General features: G+C 58.4%; 10 protein-coding genes. 7 read left to right on the forward strand and 3 right to left on the reverse strand.

Going from position 1 to position 13919, the window contains the following annotated elements; translation table 11 throughout:
- Positions 1-19: 19 nt before the first annotated feature.
- Entirely contained in the window at positions 20-3154 is a 3135-nt protein-coding gene (locus E5K02_RS03540) for a SusC/RagA family TonB-linked outer membrane protein (RefSeq protein WP_135392131.1), read from the reverse strand.
- A 416-nt stretch (positions 3155-3570) separates the two neighbouring features.
- Complete coding sequence (locus E5K02_RS03545) at positions 3571-4692, reverse strand: cellulase family glycosylhydrolase (RefSeq protein ID WP_206025920.1); 1122 nt, start codon at positions 4690-4692, stop codon at positions 3571-3573.
- A gap of 440 nt (positions 4693-5132) precedes the next feature.
- Here E5K02_RS03545 and E5K02_RS03550 point away from each other — a divergent pair, with 440 nt between their 5' ends.
- The 3 genes from E5K02_RS03550 (at position 5133) to E5K02_RS03560 (ending at position 8028) form a co-directional block, all read left to right on the forward strand.
- The gene (locus tag E5K02_RS03550) at positions 5133-6206 is read left to right on the forward strand and encodes a glycoside hydrolase family 43 protein (protein ID WP_135392133.1); all 1074 of its coding nucleotides are present in this window, start codon (positions 5133-5135) and stop codon (positions 6204-6206) included.
- A 148-nt stretch (positions 6207-6354) separates the two neighbouring features.
- Positions 6355-7380, forward strand: coding sequence for a LacI family DNA-binding transcriptional regulator (locus tag E5K02_RS03555; protein WP_135392135.1), 1026 nt, complete (start codon positions 6355-6357; stop codon positions 7378-7380).
- 396 nt (positions 7381-7776) lie between these two features.
- Positions 7777-8028, forward strand: a complete 252-nt coding sequence (locus tag E5K02_RS03560; RefSeq protein ID WP_135392137.1) for a hypothetical protein — start codon at positions 7777-7779, stop codon at positions 8026-8028.
- Between the two features lie 144 nt (positions 8029-8172).
- Here E5K02_RS03560 and E5K02_RS03565 read toward each other — a convergent pair whose 3' ends face one another.
- Positions 8173-8586, reverse strand: a complete 414-nt coding sequence (locus tag E5K02_RS03565; protein ID WP_135392139.1) for a VOC family protein — start codon at positions 8584-8586, stop codon at positions 8173-8175.
- A 162-nt stretch (positions 8587-8748) separates the two neighbouring features.
- Here E5K02_RS03565 and E5K02_RS03570 point away from each other — a divergent pair, with 162 nt between their 5' ends.
- From E5K02_RS03570 to E5K02_RS03585, 4 genes are all read left to right on the forward strand, one after another.
- Positions 8749-10074 carry an SWIM zinc finger family protein gene (locus E5K02_RS03570; RefSeq protein ID WP_135392141.1) on the forward strand — a complete coding sequence of 442 codons (1326 nt, stop codon included), beginning with the start codon at positions 8749-8751 and terminating at the stop codon, positions 10072-10074.
- A gap of 3 nt (positions 10075-10077) precedes the next feature.
- Positions 10078-11655 (forward strand): DUF5691 domain-containing protein, encoded by a 1578-nt coding sequence (locus E5K02_RS03575; protein ID WP_135392143.1) that lies wholly within the window; start codon positions 10078-10080, stop codon positions 11653-11655.
- Positions 11656-11846: 191 nt separating this feature from the next.
- On the forward strand, positions 11847-12944 hold the full coding sequence (locus tag E5K02_RS03580; protein ID WP_135392145.1) for an ATP-binding protein: 1098 nt from the start codon (positions 11847-11849) through the stop codon (positions 12942-12944).
- A gap of 63 nt (positions 12945-13007) precedes the next feature.
- On the forward strand, positions 13008-13880 hold the full coding sequence (locus E5K02_RS03585; protein WP_449404996.1) for a DUF6414 family protein: 873 nt from the start codon (positions 13008-13010) through the stop codon (positions 13878-13880).
- Positions 13881-13919 lie beyond the last annotated feature (39 nt).

Below are 13919 nucleotides of genomic sequence, written 5' to 3' on the forward strand. Positions count from 1 at the left end.
AAAGTCGAGAGAAATGGCCCTAGAAACCGGCCTGAATACCCAGCGTGAACGAGCGTAGGTTGGGGTAAGAACCCTCGTCGACGCCGCGCGAGAGGTTATTTGCCAGCGAGTTAAAAGCGCCGCTGCCGACGGTTTCCGGGTCGAAGCCCGAGTAGTCGGTGAGCGTAAACAGGTTCTGGCTGGTCGCAAACACGCGCAGGGAGGCTACGTACTTGGTGCGTTCCAGCAGGGGCTTAGGCACCGTGAAGCCGAGCTGCAGATTTTTCAGGCGCAGGTAAGAACCATCCTCGAGCCAGCGGGTGGAGTTGAACTTAGCGTTGTTGCCGGGGGCAATACCGCCGTTGCCCCCCGAAACCAGGGCCCGGGGCGTGGTGTTGGACGGGTTGGAAGGAGTCCAGGGGGAGAAGTCCGCGCGGTAGTTGCCGTTGTCGTCGGTGCGGTCAAGCCAGTAGCGGCTCACGTTAAACACGTCGTTGCCCTGCACGCCCTGGAAGAAAGCAGTCAGATCGAAGCCCCCGTAACCCAGGCTCAGGTTCAGGCCGTACTGGAGCTTGGGAAACACCCGCCCCACGTGGGCCCGGTCCCGGTCGTCGATGATGCCGTCGCTGTTGTTATCCTTGTAGCGCACGTCGCCGGGCTGCAGGCCAGCCGGGATGTTGCTCTCGCCCGTCTGGTAGATGCCGTCAAACTCGTAGAGGTAGAACGAGCCAATTTCGTGGCCCACTTCGGTGCGGGTAATTTCGTTAGGGCCGCCGTTAAAGAAGTTCGCCTTGCCCGAGGCGTCGCCGCCGGCCGTGCCCAGGTCCAGCACCGTGTTTTTGAGTGTCGTCAGGTTGGCCGTGGCCCCGTAGCGGAACTTGCCCCGGTCGTCGTTGTAGCCGAGCTGCAGCTCAAAGCCCTTGTTTTCCAACTTGCCCAGGTTGCGGAAGGGGTTGGGGCCGGCGTTGCCGAAGGTCAGGGCCAGATCGGGGTTAATCAACGCATCGTAGGTTTGCGACACGTAATAATCGGCCGACAACGAGAGGCGGTTTTCCAGGAAACCCGCGTCGAAGCCCACGTTGGTGGTGCGGCGGTCTTCCCAGCGAATGTTGTTGCTGGCGTAGGCCGTCTGAATAGCGCCGTTCTGAATTCCGCTGCCCAGGATATAGTTGGCATTCGTATTTATAAAGCCCTGATACAGATACGAACCGCCGTAGGCGCCGTTCACCAGGTCGTTGCCCAGGCGGCCGTAGGAAGCCCGCAGCTTTAGATCGGAGAAGGCGCTCAGGTTCTGGAAAAACTGCTCTTTCGACACGCGCCAGCCCACCGATAGGGCCCCGAAGTTGCCATACTTCTCCGGGTCGAAGCGAGAGGAGCCGTCGCGCCGGAAAGCGGCCGTGAACAGGTAGCGCTGGTCGTAATCGTAGGTGAGCTGGGCAAAGTAGGAGCGCTTGGCCCAGACGTAGGCCGAGCCAATGACTTGCGGAGTCTGGTTGCCCGCATCCAGGGCCCAATAGTAAGTAGGCCCGGTGCCGTAGCCGAAGTTGACGCCGCGGGTGATTTCCTGGCGGAAGCGCTGCTGGCTGAAGCCTCCGACTGCGGTCAGGTTGTGCTGACCAAAGCTGCGGTCAAAGGTCAGGGTGTTTTCGGCCATGCCGAACAACTCGTTGCCCTGCGTTTCGCGGAAGCTCGACGGATCATTCACATTGTCGCCCCGCCGCCAAATGCCGTATTGACGCTTCTGCTGGTCATGAAAGCTATGGTATTCCGTGGCCAAGTTTAGGCGGTAGCGCAGAAAGTCAAACAGGGATACCTCGGCGTACACGTTGCCCTGTAAGCGGTTGGATGTCCCCGTGTCGTTGAGCAGGCTTTGCAGGGCCAGCGGGTTGGTGCCAAAGGTATTGGCGTTGTCGGTACCCACGGAAAAGCCCCCGGGGGAGGTTGGGTCATATACCCGCATGACGGGCAGCATGCGCACAATGTCGATGAAGGGCAGCCCGTTCAGGCGGGTCTGGTTGGTGCGCGTGAGCAGGGCATTCTGGCCAACCCGGAGCCGGCCCCGGTTGAAGCCCGTGTTGACGCGGAAGCTGTAACGCTCGAACTTAGGCCCTTCCACGGTGCCCTTCTGATTGAAGTAGCCCCCGGAAACGTTGAAGTTGGAATTAGGCCCGCCCCCGGAAAAGCCGAGGTTGTAATCCTGAATGGAGCCCTGCTGGAAAAACTCGTCCTGCCAGTCCGTGTCGACTCCGGCCGGAGGGTTGGCAGCGTACGGCTGGGGCGCGAGGCCCGCATTCTGGTACGCCTGCCGGTTGATGGCGGCCCACTGCGAGGCGTTGGTTAACTCCAGGCGGTTCACCAGGTTCTGCACGCCGCCGTTGGCGCTAAACGTAATACTGGGAATGCCGGCCTTCCCTTTTTTGGTCGTGATAATAATTACACCATTGGCCCCGGAGGCGCCATAGGGAGCCAGGGCGGCGGCATCTTTGAGCACCTGCACCGATTCAACATCAGCTGGGTTGAAGTCGCGCTGTCCACCCTGGCCTTGTACCCACAGCCCGTCGATGACGTAGAGCGGGCCGCTGCCGCTGGCAACCGTGCCCAGGCCACGGATGTTGATATTCGGTGCCTGCCCCGGCTGGCCCGAGTTGGATACCTGCACGCCGGGCAGACGGCCCTGAATAGCTTCCCCGACGCTAGCCACCGGGGCCCGCCGTACTTCCTGGGCCCCCACGCTGGCCACCGAGCCGGTTACTTCCTGGCGGTTCTGCGTCAGGTAGCCCACTACCACCACGTCATTAAGCAACTTGGCATCCACGGCCAGGGCCACATTTACTTCGCTGCGCCCACTCACGGGTACTTCCTGGCTAAGGTAGCCCACAAAGGAAAAGGTCAGCGTTGCGTTGTCGGCCACCGTGAGCGAGTAGCGCCCGTCAGCATCGGTCGTGCTGCCATTGGTCGTGCCCTTTTCAAGTACGGTTACCCCGGGCATTGGCTGGCCTTTTTCGTCCAGGACGCGCCCCGTTACGGGGGCTGCCACCGGGGTTTCACGGCTCGGCAGACAAGCGGCTGCCAGCCGGCTGGGCGCGGCCAGGGGCGAGGCCGTCGGCAACCAGAGCAAACCACACAGAGTCACGGGTGCTGAGAGCCTCCGGAGCTTAAGTAGGGAGTTTTTCATGGAGTGATGGGTAGGATTAGGAGGAGAGAAAGAGTGCGAATAGTAGCAAACGTTTGCAGGTCGACGGCTTTCGGCAAACGTTTGCGTTGAGGGAAGCTAAAAGGACACATTACCCGGCGCTACCCCATGGCGTAGCGTGCTGGGGCGCGTGGCTGACCAGGCGAAATTGTACCGCGTTCTGCGTAACGTTAGAGACAAAGCGAAGAAATGTCAAGAAATAATATAAAGTATTTGCAATAGATTTCTATTGCCGAGCTTGCTAACTGCCACCAAGGGGGCGGCTGTTCCGTCTGGCGGTACAGCCAAGCGGTGGGTATCGGTTTGCAAACGTTTGCATGATGCTTGCGCATGCACCCCGGCTGGTGAACGGGTTAACGACGGGTGATGTACGGGTTAAAGTGCTATGAAGTAGAATCTTAGGGTGTCTTACTTGCTGGTTGCCGGCCATTCAGTTTCCGGATTAGTTCTGCTTCGTCGGCCCGGTAGGGAGTTCCATCGCGCCGGAAGACCTCATGAAACCACTCGGTGGGCTCACTGCCATCCGGCAAGGGGGTATCCCACTGGTATTTGGTGTTGGTCTTACCGTCAACCAGTCCCCAATTAATGGCGCCCACATTTTGCTTGTTAAGCAGCGGCATGATGGTCGCGAAGCGGGAGTTGCGGGGCCGGGCCATGTACTCGGTGCAAATCAAAGGGCGGCCGTGCGTTTCGAGCAACTCGATAAGGCGCTGGTGCGTGGCCACGTCGTCGTAGCTGTGGTAGGTAATGATATCGGAGTGCAGCGCCTGATACGTGTTCAGCGCCTGAAAATCCCAGGCCCAGAGCCCTACGCTTAGCGGCTGATCCGGATTGACAGCCCGTGCCCAGGCGAATACGTTACGCAGCAGCGGGAGGGAGGCCATTAGCTTGCCACTGTTGCCGGGTTCGTTATACAAATCCCAGAGTAATACTCGTTTATCGTGCTTGAACGTGGTGAGTATATCCTGCACGTACGGCTTTAACTTGCTAAACGTGAGCGAATCGCGCGAGGCAGGGTCGCCCGGGTCCTGCAGCCAGCCCGAATTATGAATACCCGGCTTGGGCAGGGGCTGAGTCCCGGTGTTGGCTTCCTTGTTCCAGCAGTCGTCGAAAAAGACGAACATGGTCTGAATGCGGTGCTTGTCGGCCAGGGCCAGGTACGCATTGATCCGCTCCTTAAACCCTTGCGGATCCTGTTGCCAAGCCAGGCTGTGCAGAAAAACGCGCATGGTATTAAAGCCAATGCCGGCTGCGTAGCCCAGTTCCCGGTCGATGGTAGTCGGGTCAAAGGTGGCGGCCTGCCACATTTCCAGCTGGTTAATAGCCGTACTGGGCGTAAAATTGGCCCCACTGATCCAGGGGTGAGCCCGGTACCAGGCCTGGGCTTTTTCGGCTGGCCAGCGCTGATCCGCCAGAACCGCCACGGCCCCGCCTATGCCCTTGGTTTTTACTTTGGTTTTCTGCGCATAAGAACCCTGGGTAGAAGTCAGGACCAGCAGGATGAGTAGCAGTTTTTTCATGAGTCGGAAGATAAGGGGCAGCATTATCAGTATTAGCCGGCAAACGTTTGTGTGGCCAATAACCTGGGTAGTGGATGCTAGCCTGGGCCACTAGGGAATCTCGGAGACACAGCGGAATATTTACGGTAAGTGCCTGTTCGTGAAATATCCAGTCCGATTTCCATGTTGGGCAGAAGCTTAATTTTACTGAGTTAAGTCCCTATTCGGGCTGGTTTTCGCAGGACAAGGAACAAAATAGTAGCTGAGCTTACGGTGTTATACCCGCAAACGTTTGCATAATTTTTCTTATGCTTGTTACCAGCTTGCCTCAGGGCTCTGGCGGCCGCCGCCGGCCAGTGCTGCTTGAATCGGCCTAGGGGGATTGTATCAATTTGAAAAACAGTCTATTACTCTCCGTTTGCTTCTCATTCTGGCCCATACCTCACCCATACTTTTCGCTTATGCCATCCCGTCGTCATTTTCTGCAGCAGGCTGCTGCGGGCTTAGCCACCCTGGCCCTGCAGAACCAAGCCCTAGCCCGGGCTGCGGCCCGCACCTACACCAACCCGGTGTATACCGGCCAGTTTCCCGACCCGTTCGTGCTGCGCCACCAGGGGCGCTACTATGCTTTTGGCACTACCGGGCAGGCCCGCACCCCCGACGGCCGCATCTTCACGGTGCTTACCTCCTCTGATTTGGTTGACTGGCAGCCGGCTGGGGGCGCACTCACCCCGCCCGAAGGCGCTGCCGGGGCCGAGTTCTGGGCCCCGGAAGTGATGTATCACCAGGGCACGTTCTACCTGTATTATTCTATGGGTGGAGGTGCCATTGGGGCCTCCGTAGGCCACCGGCTGCACGTAGCCACCAGCAAAACTCCTCAGGGACCTTATACCCAGGCAGCCCTGCTGGATGTACCCGGTAGCAAGTTCACAATCGATGCGCACCCGTTTCAGGACAGCGACGGGCAATGGTACCTGTTTTATGCCCGCGACTTTACTGACTCCGACCAAGGCTACCGGCCGGGTACCGGCCTGGTCGTCGACCGGCTGGTGGATATGACCCGCTTGGCTGGGGAAAGCCGCACGGTAATGCGGGCCCGCCACGACTGGACGGTGTTCGAGAAAAACCGCACCATGCCGCTCTATGACAACCAGACCTTTGCCGAGTGGCATACTTTAGAAGGCCCCTTCGTGCGCAAGCATAAGGGCAAGTACTACTGTTTTTACAGCGGAGCCAACTTTCTCACCCCACGCTACGGAGTCGATTACTGCGTGGCTGATTCGGTGCTGGGGCCTTACTCGGATGCGGGGGCAGACAAAGGCCCCCGGGTGCTGGGTGCCGTGGCAGGCCACGTGCGCGGGCCAGGCCACCATTCTCATGTACTCGGGCCCGATGGTAAAACGGAGCACTTGGTGTATCATGCGTGGAACAAAGCCATGACCGAGCGCCAATTATGCATTGATAAGCTGCTCTGGACCGGGCAAGGCCCGCGCTGCCAAGGCCCAACCTACACGCCCCAGCCCTTTCCTCAATAAGCCAGGAAAAACCACCTGCGGTGCAAGACTACAGGCTCGTGCAAACGCAAATTTTCCGCAAAGTTTGCGTTGCTTTTTGCGCAAATTGCGTAAAGGGCACGCCTTCCCAGAAAGTAAAGGCATCTCTCACTCTTAATTCGACACTGTCTTGGCGCGTGCAAAAGCTTCTATCTCGGATCTAGCTAAACAGCTGGGTATTTCGGTATCAACCGTTTCCCGGGCCCTTAGCGACCATCCTACCATCAGTACCGCGACCAAGAAAAAAGTGCGGCAGCTGGCCAAGGAGCTTCATTACCAGCCCAACCATATGGCCGCGGGCCTGCGCAAAGGCCGCAGTAACTTACTGGGCGTAATTGTGCCCCACATTGATGGGCATTTCTTTACGCTGGTCGTAAAAGGCATTGAGACGGTGGCCACAAAAGCCGGGTTCAATGTGATGATCTGCCAATCGAATGAGGATGTCCGGCACGAGCAGAAAAATATTGAATCAATGCTCAGTGCTCAAGTAGAGGGAATTCTTGTTTCTCTGGCTCGCAACACCCTTGACTTCAAGCATTTCGATAAGGTTCGTAAGCAGGAGATTCCACTGGTTTTCTTTGATCGGGTGCTCGATGGGCTCGATGTTAGTGCTGTGGTAATTGACGACCGGGAAGGCGGCTACCAGTCGACCAAGCACCTGTTGGCGCAAGGGTGTCGGCGCATTGCGCACTTCGGCGGCCCGCAGCATCTGAATATCTATAAGAATCGTCGCCAGGGCTATATCGACGCGCTGCTGGAAGCGGGCTTGCCCCTTGAGGAGGAGCTTTTATACTACTCCGACATGACCCAGGAGGACGGGGTGACGGGCATGCAGCGGATGCTGGCGCTAAAAAAACGCCCCGACGCCATCTTCTCCGCCAGCGACTTTTCTATCGTGGGAGCCCTGCAGGAACTGAAGCGTCATAACCTGCGCGCTCCTAACGATATGGCCCTGGCCGGCTTCAGCAACGAAACGTTTACCTCCCTGACCGAGCCCATGCTGACTTCAGTCGATCAGCGTTGCGAGCAGATGGGGCAGGCCGCAGTCCGGCTTTTTTTGGAAATGCTGGAAGAGCGCAGCGCACTGTTTTCTCCGCGCCGCATCGTGCTACAGCCAGATTTGCTGATTCGGTCTTCATCGGTACGCATAAAATAAATTGCGGTGCCCACGTAAAGTAGGCCGCTAGCTAGCCGCTGACTTCGCAACTGAAATTCGTTGGATTTTAGTAATCAGAAGCTGGGGTAGCAATAGGTTATATTCCGGTTGCTAAAAGAGTATGTTAGCTAAAGACTTGTTAATACAGGTTTTGCAACGGGCTACTATAACAAGCTGGCCTGTTGCCTACTGTTTTTCAAAAATAAGAGTTAGGGCCTGTAGCAATCATTAGTCGTCCGGTTAGTGCTTAAATTAGCCTAGCTACTTAATTTACTAGTGTCGGGCTCGAAAAAGGTTAGCTGAATTAATTGAAAACGAAAATGAATATGTTACGTTTGCGCCATAGTCACGTAGTGATGAACAATTTTATATTCATTCACCCAAAAAAACTTCAGCATGGCATTAGATTTCAGCCAATTCGAAGAGGTTCTCAAGGCCGCTAAAAGCAGCGAAGTCGTTAAGAAGGATTTGCGCAAAGCTCTACGCAGCGTTTCCTCCGCAATCAACGCTCTGAATCAGGCGGTAACCGATATGGAAACGGTGTTATCCGATGATTATCAGCCTGCTGCAAAGGTGCGTAAGCCTCGTGCTACCAACCCCAATGGCGCCAAGCGCGGCCGTAAACCCAAGGCTGCTGCCACGGAGTAGGTTCTGCCAAGAAAAGTATTTTCCTGGTTTTACATAGCCAAAAAGCCCCTGCTAGCAGGGGCTTTTTTGGGCTCAATTAATAACAATAAGCAACGTGGTGCTGCTCGGGAAGATGTTGGACAAAGGCCGCAGGGCAAGTCAGAGCTAAAGCTTCCACTGACTTTGTTGCAAAACAATACGGTAGCCATCCGCATCCGCAAATGTTTTTCCCTGCGTATCCCAATACGGGTTATACGACGGCAGAGGAGCATAACCTTGGTGGAGTAGCTGCGTGATTTGCTGTTGCCACGCGGCCGCATCCGGAAAATAGAAAACCAGCAAATTATCCTGGCTTGGGGCAGGCGGCACCCGATGCCCCCGCTGGTGCGTAAATTCGAAGTGGTACGGCCACTGACGGTGCCCCAGAATAATACCGTCGAACCCGTTATGGTTTTCAAATTCGGCTAATAGCTCAAAGCCCAGTCCATCTTGATAAAAGGCCCGCAGGGCTGCAATATTATTAGTGGGCCGCGCCACGCGCAATACCGGCGCAAGGGCAGGCGTAACAGAGAAATGCATAAGTGCGCAAGGCAAGTATATAAGAGTTGCTAGGTACGCAAGAGAAAACAAAATACCCAGCGCCCTAAAGTGCAGGTCCGGGCAATGCGGTATTTACGGTCCGAACCGCTACTTTGCCGCGTAGCTATGAGCTGCCAATTCAAGACGTATAAACTTAAGTAAGTGACCTGGACGGAAGAGCAGGTGCGGGCCTTGGTCACCGACGCCGGAACGCTGAAGCGCGGGCAGGAGCTGGCCACGCCTGCCAAGTGGAGCAAGCTAGGCCAGACGCCCACTGCCGTGTGGGGCGAGTGCGCCGGCAGTGGGTCCAAACCCTACCAAACTGGTATTGATTTGCTGGAGCCGGCCTTTAAATGCTCGTGCCCGAGCCGGGTATTTCCCTGCAAACACGGTGCGGGGCTGCTGCTGCTGCTAGCCCGGCAGCCGCAGTTGCCGCCGCCAGCCGGGCCGCCCAGCTGGCTAGCCGAGTGGCTGAGCAAGCGCCAAACGCGGCAGCAGGGGCAGGCCGCTAAAGAAACGCCTCCAGGGGAAGCCCCCGACCCGGCGGCCCGGCAGAAGCGGGAAGCTCAGCGCCTGGAGCGGATGCAGCGCAGTGCCGAAGAACTGGAAATCTGGCTGCTCGACATCATCCGCAACGGTCTGGCTAGCCTCGACAAGCAGCCCGCCGCCTTCTGGGAGCAACAGGCCGCCCGCCTCGTGGATGGACAGCTGCCGGGGCTGGCTGCCGTAGTGCGCGAACTGGCGGGGCTGCGCTACGTGGCGGCCAACTGGCCCGAACTACTGCTGGCGCGCCTGGGGGAGCTGTATCTGCTGCTCGGCGCATTTCGCAATCTGCCCCAGCTCTCGGAAGCGGCCCGGCAGGAAGTGCGGCAATTGTTGGGGGTAAGCATTAAAAAAGAAGAATTGCTGGCCCAGCAGCCGGCCGTGGCCGATACTTGGCGGGTGCTGGGGCAAATCAGCTGGGAAGAGGAACGCCTGACGGCCCGTCGGACCTGGCTGTGGGGACAGACCACGCAGCGGTATGCCCTGGTGCTGGAATTTGCCTTTGGCGGGCAGCCGTTTGCTACGGCCCTGGTACCCGAAGGCAGCTATGCGGGAAGCGTTGTATACTACCCCGGTTTGCAGCCCTTACGTGCCGTACCCGGGCCGCTGACGTTTCAGGGAATAAGAGCGAGAGTGGCACAGGCAGCGCTGCCACTGCCCGCGCTGCTGGAGCAGTACGCGGCGGCCCTGAGCCGGAACCCCTGGCTGCGGGAGTGGCCGGCTCAATTGCGGGACGTGGTGCCGGTGCTGCTGCCCGATGAAACCTGGGCTGTGCAGCACGCGCCCACCGGACAACAGCTCCGCTTGCAGTGCACCGCGCTGGAAGGGTGGCAGATGCTGGCCGTGGGCGGGGGCCAGCCCCTGTACCTGTTTGGGGAGTGGAACGGCCGCAGCCTTCGCCCACTGACGTATTCGGTTGCTTCCGTCCCGGCCGTTTCCTGCTGAGCTATGACCAACCTACATCAGGCCTGGGGCCAACTAACGCGCATTGCTCTGCTGGGTACCAGCCAAACGCCCGAGCCGGTTCCGGCGCTTCCCGGCTTGGGAACTCCGGACCAGCCCGTGGCCGGCGGCGAACGGGAACGGCAAGTGTTACTCGTGGGCGGTGCCCTGGCCCTGGTACGCAAAGCGGGTTATCAGCCCCCCATTGGGCCGGCGGCCGTGCTGAGCCCCAGCCCACCGCCTAGTACTGAAGTACAAACTACACTCGGGCCGGGCGGGCGGCAATACCTGCACCTGCTGCTGGAAGGCACCCACGCCGATTTGCTGCCCGAGTACCTGCAGCAGCTGGGGCAGCATGGGCGCCGGGTGCCGGCGGAACTGCTGGTCTCCTTGCTCGAATACGTCCGTTCCCGTCCCGAGCTGCACGCGGTGGCCGGCCCGGTGCTGGGGGAGCGGGGCCGGTGGCTGGCGGCCCTGAATCCGCAGTGGCAGCCCCTGCTTGCGGCCCTGCCCGACTCGGCCGATGAAACCGTCTGGGAAACCGGCACCCCGCGGCAGCGGAGTCGGTGGCTGGCTGAGTTGCGCCGCACCGACCCGGCCCGGGCCCGGGAGCTGCTTGCGGCGGCCCTGCCCCAGGAACCGGCTAAAAACCAGGCCCAACTCCTGGAAGTGCTGGCCGAAAACCTGGGTCCGGATGATGAAGCGCTGCTGCTCCAGTACCTGGCTTCCAAAAGCAAAGAAGTGCGCCAGACGGTGCTGCCCTTGCTCGGGCGCCTGCCCGGCAGTGCCCTGGCCCAGCGCCTGTGGCTGCGCACCGCGCCGCTGCTAACGCTGAAGCGCACCTTGCTCAGCAAAAAGCTGGTCGTGACCCTGCCCGAGGCCTGGGACAAGAGCTGGCTGGCCGACGGCATCGAGCAAAAAGACGGCCGTTTTGAGGGCGAAAAAGCGGCTTGGCTGGGGCAGCTACTGGCTCTGCTGCCCCCTCAGCGCTGGGCCGCGCACTGGAACCTGAAGCCGGCCGGCATCCTGGACCTGGCCGCGGGTACCGAGTGGGTAAAAGTGCTGCTGCCGGCCTGGGCCGAAGCGGCCATTCTACACCAGGACGCTGCCTGGGCTACGGCCCTGCTGGAATGGTATTACGAGCAGCCCCGCCAGCAGCCCCCCGCGCTGCCGCTGCCGGCGCTGGCCCACCTACTGACGCCCGCGCGCCTGACGGAGCTGGTGCTGCCCTTGCTGAATGCCACACCCCAGCTGGCCCCGGGGGTGAGCTGGCTGCCGCTGCTGCAGCTGGTGCCCGCGCCCTGGCCGGCCCCGCTGACCCGCCGCGTGGTAGAGCTGCTGGCCGACTCCCTGCGCCGCCCCGAACAGCTCCACCGCCTGTATTACCCCGCCAGCCAGCTGCTGGACTACATGACCCGCACCGTGCCGGCCGCGCAGTACGAACTGTGCGCAGCCTCCTTGCAGCCCCTGCTGGGCACCGTGTCGTACTTGCACAGCAGCCTGAACCGCCTGCTCGATACGCTCCACTTTCGGCAGCAGCTAGCCGCCACCCTGACCGAGCCCCCCGATGCAAGCGGCGGCTGATATGCTGGCCCGATCCGGCCAAGGGCGGTTTATCGGTTGGCTATTGCCCTCACTTCGAGACAAAAACCTCTGGCAAGCTCCGCTGACTGTCGTAGGGCCACTGCCCCTCGCAAAAATTCTTCCCAAGCTCCGCCTAAGCCGCTAGCTTGTCGTTCCCACGTTCTGTTTACGCTTCCGCTTTCAACTTTTCTATGGCTTTGACTCCTGCTTCCGACATTCTGCGGCCTCATGCCGAGGTGCAATACGCCGAAGAACTTGCCGCTCTGGCCGCGGCCGACGACCGGCCCAAGCCCCCGGGCTGGCACCTCTCGCCCTGGGCCGTGGTGACCTACCTGCTCGGCGGCACCCTGAATAACGGCTTTGAAATTGAGCCCAAGTACATCGGGCAGCGGCGGCTGATGGAAATTGCCGTAGCCACCCTGGCCACCGACCGTGCCCTGCTCTTGCTCGGCGTACCGGGCACGGCCAAAAGCTGGGTGTCGGAGCACCTGACGGCAGCCATCAGCGGGCATTCCAACTTGCTGATTCAGGGCACGGCCGGTACTTCGGAAGATGCTATTCGCTATTCCTGGAACTACGCCCGCCTGATTGCCGAAGGCCCCTCGGCCGGGGCCCTGGTGCCGTCGCCGCTACTCAAGGGCATGCAGGAGGGCAGCCTGGTGCGCATCGAGGAACTGACCCGCATTCCGGCCGACGTGCAGGATACGCTCATTACCGTGCTTTCCGAAAAGGTGCTGCCGGTGCCCGAGCTGGCTACTGAGGTGCAGGCCACCCGCGGCTTCAACGTCATTGCCACGGCCAACGACCGGGACAAGGGCGTGAACGAGCTCAGCAGTGCCCTGCGCCGCCGCTTTAATACCGTGGTGCTGCCCTTGCCGACCTCTGTGGCCGAGGAAGTGCAGATTGTGCAGAGCCGGGTGGAGAAAACTGGCCGGGCCCTTCAGCTGCCACCCACCACGGTGGCCCTGGAGCAAATCAGCCGCCTGGTGACCATCTTCCGGGAGTTGCGCTCGGGCGTGACCGAAAACGGCAAAACCAAGCTCAAAAGCCCCAGCGGCACGCTCAGCAGCGGGGAGGCTATTTCGGTGCTCAACAGCGGCCTGGCCCTGGCGGCCTACTTCGGCGACGGTACCCTGCAGGCCGCCGACTTGGCCGCTGGCCTCACTGGCGCCGTGGTGAAAGACCCCGTGCAGGACCGCGTGGTGTGGCTCGAATACCTGGAAACGGTGGTCAAGGAGCGCGACGGATGGAAGGACCTGTACCGGGCCTGCCGGGAGGTGGTGGAGTAAGGACTTCCATATTTCACAAAACGCAGCACTCTAGAAGGAAAATATACTTAACGCAGCACATTGATGGTCTATCCAATTCCTCTGTACCTGAATCAGAAGTACGTATTTGACATATTAGCTATGATTGAAGATGGCTTCAGTCAAATGCAGACTCTTAAAACTGTAGATTCTTCGACTGCTGACTCTCTGCTTAAGAGTAGGGGTGAAGTCGGTCTGAATAATGTCTTTGCTTTTCTAGGCGTAAAGCTTGAGGGTGAGGGAAGCAAGCATAAGAAAGATGCAAGTGAATCGACCTCCGAACTACAGAAGGTGCATACACCCAACTCACTGTTTGCTAAGATGTATAACGCTTTGGACCAGAAAGGGGTTATTAGGAAGGAAAGCCTTTTAGACTCTGGGAGTGGAGACTTTGTTCTTTTCAAATCTAAACTCCAGAAGAACCCGGTTATTGATAATTTAGAAAGCTATTTTTCACTTTTTAGGCTGGCTTTCGGCTTTACTGACTCTGGTCAGCAGACTAAACAGCAAAAAGCAGACGGTCAAGCCAACAAAAAAGTCCTAGAACAATTTGAGAGCCTTATTAAACAATTGAAATCTGAAGGCAGCCTAGATCTTGTTGGTGAGAGCGTTGGTAATGAGCAGTTTAAAGCAGTTCTGACTATCGATAGAGATTATCTAAATGATCCTTCATTATCAGATATAGCAGATGGTGAATTTTGTGTTTTAGGAAAAGCTATTCGAGTAATCAAGGAGGATAATAATCAGGGCATTAATCTGCTTCGCAAAACAAGCCTTAGTAAGTTTTCTGATGCAATGTTAAAGCAGATGTTCTCAGGCTTTCAAAACATGGACGAACATGGGCTGAAAAACGTAGAGTTTATGACAGAAGTTAGAGGCCCTGTCTTGCAGGTAATCCCAATAGCAATTTTTGCATAATATTTAAAGATTTGTTAATCAAGTCATTATAGTTAGGTG

This window comes from Hymenobacter metallicola (genome assembly GCF_004745645.1).
GTDB lineage: Bacteria > Bacteroidota > Bacteroidia > Cytophagales > Hymenobacteraceae > Hymenobacter > Hymenobacter metallicola.